The 3,481-nt window shown below is 61.4% G+C and carries 1 protein-coding gene and 12 pseudogenes; 8 read left to right on the top strand and 5 right to left on the bottom strand.

Going from position 1 to position 3,481, the window contains the following annotated elements; genetic code table 11:
- Window positions 1-22: 22 nt before the first annotated feature.
- Both E6C48_RS22450 and E6C48_RS22445 read right to left on the bottom strand, forming a co-directional pair.
- Window positions 23-124: pseudogene (locus E6C48_RS22450) on the bottom strand (IS5/IS1182 family transposase); the annotation flags it as partial.
- Between the two features lie 4 nt (window positions 125-128).
- Window positions 129-356 (bottom strand): annotated as a pseudogene (locus E6C48_RS22445) (IS21 family transposase); the annotation flags it as partial.
- A gap of 122 nt (window positions 357-478) precedes the next feature.
- On the opposite strand from E6C48_RS22445, the pseudogene E6C48_RS22435 reads away from it, so the two are divergent.
- Together E6C48_RS22435 and E6C48_RS23155 are read left to right on the top strand one after the other, a co-directional pair.
- Window positions 479-568 (top strand): annotated as a pseudogene (locus E6C48_RS22435) (ATP-binding protein); the annotation flags it as partial.
- A gap of 66 nt (window positions 569-634) precedes the next feature.
- Window positions 635-730: pseudogene (locus tag E6C48_RS23155) on the top strand (helix-turn-helix domain-containing protein); the annotation flags it as partial.
- A gap of 30 nt (window positions 731-760) precedes the next feature.
- Here E6C48_RS23155 and E6C48_RS23150 read toward each other — a convergent pair.
- A pseudogene (locus E6C48_RS23150) lies at window positions 761-850 on the bottom strand (IS3 family transposase); the annotation flags it as partial.
- Between the two features lie 3 nt (window positions 851-853).
- Here E6C48_RS23150 and E6C48_RS22425 point away from each other — a divergent pair.
- Window positions 854-976 (top strand): annotated as a pseudogene (locus E6C48_RS22425) (IS110 family transposase); the annotation flags it as partial.
- 256 nt (window positions 977-1,232) lie between these two features.
- Window positions 1,233-1,352: pseudogene (locus tag E6C48_RS22415) on the top strand (helix-turn-helix domain-containing protein); the annotation flags it as partial.
- A 4-nt stretch (window positions 1,353-1,356) separates the two neighbouring features.
- Here E6C48_RS22415 and E6C48_RS22985 read toward each other — a convergent pair.
- Window positions 1,357-1,824, bottom strand: a pseudogene (locus E6C48_RS22985) (transposase); the annotation flags it as partial.
- On the opposite strand from E6C48_RS22985, the pseudogene E6C48_RS22690 reads away from it, so the two are divergent.
- From E6C48_RS22690 to E6C48_RS22390, 3 pseudogenes are all read left to right on the top strand, one after another.
- Window positions 1,779-2,066, top strand: a pseudogene (locus E6C48_RS22690) (hypothetical protein); the annotation flags it as partial. The pseudogenes E6C48_RS22985 and E6C48_RS22690 overlap by 46 nt on opposite strands.
- 52 nt (window positions 2,067-2,118) lie before the next feature.
- Window positions 2,119-2,382 (top strand): annotated as a pseudogene (locus E6C48_RS22685) (IS21 family transposase); the annotation flags it as partial.
- A 249-nt stretch (window positions 2,383-2,631) separates the two neighbouring features.
- Window positions 2,632-2,895 (top strand): annotated as a pseudogene (locus E6C48_RS22390) (Mu transposase domain-containing protein); the annotation flags it as partial.
- Here the strand turns inward: E6C48_RS22390 and E6C48_RS22385 are convergent.
- Window positions 2,895-3,161 (bottom strand): annotated as a pseudogene (locus E6C48_RS22385) (Mu transposase domain-containing protein); the annotation flags it as partial. The pseudogenes E6C48_RS22390 and E6C48_RS22385 sit on opposite strands and share 1 nt — an antisense overlap.
- Window positions 3,162-3,197: 36 nt before the next feature.
- On the opposite strand from E6C48_RS22385, the gene E6C48_RS22755 reads away from it, so the two are divergent.
- Window positions 3,198-3,481, top strand: a 284-nt coding sequence (locus E6C48_RS22755; RefSeq protein ID WP_206086554.1) for a hypothetical protein, incomplete at its 3' end; no start/stop codon positions are given.

Genomic DNA, 3,481 nt, shown 5'->3' with positions numbered 1-3,481 from the left:
GTCTAGGCTCAGGACTCATTAATCATAGCCAGAAGATGACGGCGGCAGCGATGCAGATTGCCGAGAAGAAGGTGTGGGCGCAGCGGTCGTAGCGGGTTGCGATGCGCCGCCAGTCTTTGAGCTTGGCGAGGAAAGCGCGGCATTGGCTGCCATAACCGGTGGCGCGCATCCTGGACGTTCTTCTCGACCTGTCCCTTCTCCCAGCCCGAGGCCGGATTGCAGAACTCGGCCTCGAACAGATAATGGCTGGCCATGGCCGAGAAGCGGGCATTGACCTGCCGCTCCTTGCCGCGGCCGATCCTGTCGACCGCCGTGCGCATGTTGTCGTAGATCCCGCGCCGGGGAACGCCGCCCAGACGATCCTTCACCAGTCTCACCGCCTCGAGCTTGAACTCGCGGCTGAACTTCCTTCTCTGCATTCCAACTCTCCAGTTCCGTTAAACACCTTATCTCGGTGTCCACGAAACCGGCAGCAGGCCACATCTTGGAAACCGGAAACGACAGCTTCCGCTTCAAGAACAGCTCAGCACAGGCCGCAACGAGCAAGAAGGAGAAAGCCGCCCCTTGACCAAAACCTAAGACCCAAACCATACATGAAGGCGGGTTGATTGCAGGGGACTTTGGAGTGATAGACATGGCGTTACTGAGCGTTATCCGACGCTGGCATCTGCGAGATGGACATTCGATCCGGGAGATTGCACGGCGCACGGGACTGTCGCGGAATACGATCTGGCCTGCTGCCGGTTTTTCGGACACGGGGTTAAGCTAACATAGCTTTCTCCTCGAACTCGACGGGGCTCATATAGCCCAGTGTCGAGTGCCGTCGCCGGGGATTGTAGAAGCGCTCGATGTTCAGCGGCTGCAGGCCGCCGGAAAAGAGAAGATGGTCATCCGCATCGCGCTCGCCCGCAAGCTACTCGTCATCCTCAACGCAAAAGCACGCGACGCGCGCACCGAGTTCGCAAATGCAACTTGACACTGTTGATTTCCGCTGAGAGCTGACCCGGGATTTTCGCCGAGAAGTGACCCGCCTTCATGTATGGTTTGGGTCTTAGGTTTTGGTCAAGGGGCGGCTTTCTCCTTCTTGCTCGTTGCGGCCTGTGCCCCCGATCCTTCACCAGTCTCACCGCCTCGAGCTTGAACTCGCGGCTGAACTTCCTTCTCTGCATTCCAACTCTCCAGTTCCGTTAAACACCTTATCTCGGTGTCCACGAAACCGGCAGCAGGCCAACATGGCGTTACTGAGCGTTATCCGACGCTGGCATCTGCGAGATGGACATTCGATCCGGGAGATTGCACGGCGCACGGGACTGTCGCGGAATACGATCCGCAAATACCTGCGATCAGGTGAGGTCGACTGTCGTTGGCCATCGGCGCCAGCCCGGCGAGCTTGGCGATTGCCTTGTTGGAAAGGATGCCGATTTCGGGCAATTGAGCAAGCAGGCGGGCCACGGTGCGCGAAGCCACGCCCTTGATCGAGCGGAGGGTCCGATCGAGCCTGGCCCACAGCGGGTCGTCGTCGATCAACGAGGCGATCTCGCCCTCGATGCGGCGGCTCTGGCGCGTGAGCAGCGCGATGACCTCTTCGAGACTTGCGACCGTCTCGGCATCGCCGAGCCGGCTCCAGCGGATGAAGCGGTTATAGAGCGTCTTGTGCGGGCCATATCTTGCGGGCGCATCCTTCCACTGAAGACCGTTGCGGATCACGTAGACAATGCCGCTCACCACCCGCCGGTCATTGACCCGCGGAACCCCGTGCGACAGAGGGAAATGCGGCGATATCCGCGCCATCTGGCGCTCGCTCAGCAGAAACAAATCACCCATCACGGTCTCCTTCTCGGAGCCGTGAATCACATCTCAATCCAAAGCACGGCGGCGAGCCTGCTCAAAAAGGGGATGTTCCCCGTCGTATCGGGCGAACAAAAGGCGGGCTGAACTCGAAGCTCCACACCGTCTGCGACGGTGATGGCCGGCCGATCATCCTGCTCCTGTCGGAAGGCCAGATGAGCGACCACAAGGGCGCGCGTCTCGTGCTCGACGCTTTGCCGGCTGCTTCACACCTGATCGCCGATCGAGGATACGACAGCGCCTGGTTCCGCGCAGAACTCGAAGCAAGAGGCATCCATGGCCAGCCATTATCTGTTCGAGGCCGAGTTCTGCAATCCGGCCTCGGGCTGGGAGAAGGGACAGGTCGAGAAGAACGTCCAGGATGCGCGCCACCGGTTATGGCAGCCAATGCCGCGCTTTCCCTCGCTGGAGGCCTTGAACGACTGGCTGGAACAGCGGTGTCGGGCGCTGTGGCAACAGATTCCCCATGGCCTCAGGCCGGGAACGATCGAAGACATCCGGGCCGAGGAAGCGCGGTTCCTGATGCCGATCGGCATCAGGAACCGCGCTTCCTCGGCCCGGATGTCTTCGATCGTTCCCGGCCTGAGGCCATGGGGAATCTGTTGCCACAGCGCCCGACACCGCTGTTCCAGCCAGTCGTTCAAGGCCTCCAGCGATGGAAAGCGCGGCATTGGCTGCCATAACCGGTGGCGCGCATCCTGGACGTTCTTCTCGACCTGTCCCTTCTCCCAGCCCGAGGCCGGATTGCAGAACTCGGCCTCGAACAGATAATGGCTGGCCATGGTCGAATACACCAAGCGGGTCTCTCCGACCTGCCTCGTCCATTTGGAGCGCAACCGCTACAGCGTGCCGGCGTCCTTTGCCAACCGGCCGGTTAGCCTCCGGGTCTATCCGGAGCGGATTGTGGTTGCTGCGGAAGGGCAGATCGTGTGCGAGCACCGCCGCATCATCGAGCGGTCGCATGACGGCCCCGGTCGCACCGTCTACGACTGGCGTCACTATCTGGCGGTCATCCAGCGCAAGCCCGGTGCTCTGCGCAACGGCGCAATCCGCTCCGGATAGACCCGGAGGCTAACCGGCCGGTTGGCAAAGGACGCCGGCACGCTGTAGCGGTTGCGCTCCAAATGGACGAGGCAGGTCGGAGAGACCCGCTTGGTGTATTCGACGAAGCCATCGAAGAGGCGTGGCATCGGCATCAGGAACCGCGCTTCCTCGGCCCGGATGTCTTCGATCGTTCCCGGCCTGAGGCCATGGGGAATCTGTTGCCACAGCGCCCGACACCGCTGTTCCAGCCAGTCGTTCAAGGCCTCCAGCGATGCCGGGCGTTCATCACTCGAAAAGCCAAGCAATTGGCTTTTCGTCCGCTGCGCGGACCGCTCTTCACCCCCTACGGGTATTACGGCCCGTGTGCGCTGGACGAGCGCTGCAAGCCATCGGCCGGTGGAGGCGCCAATGCCGGCATCGTGAGCTGCGGTGAAGCGGAACGGACGGGAACGGAAATCGCCGGGCGGCGGTCTTCGGATCGCAGTTACCAAACATTCGGCAGCGTTTCGACGACCGCCGTCTTCCCGACCTCAACTCACCGAGGTCTGTTCTTTGACAATGGCCAGACGGAAGAGATTCCGGGCGTGGC

It is taken from the genome of Ollibium composti, assembly GCF_004801285.1.
In the GTDB taxonomy this organism is placed as follows: Bacteria; Pseudomonadota; Alphaproteobacteria; order Rhizobiales; family Rhizobiaceae; genus Mesorhizobium; species Mesorhizobium composti.
The sequence above is the reverse complement of the archived record's forward strand: the minus strand, read 5'-3'. Positions and strand labels throughout refer to the sequence as shown.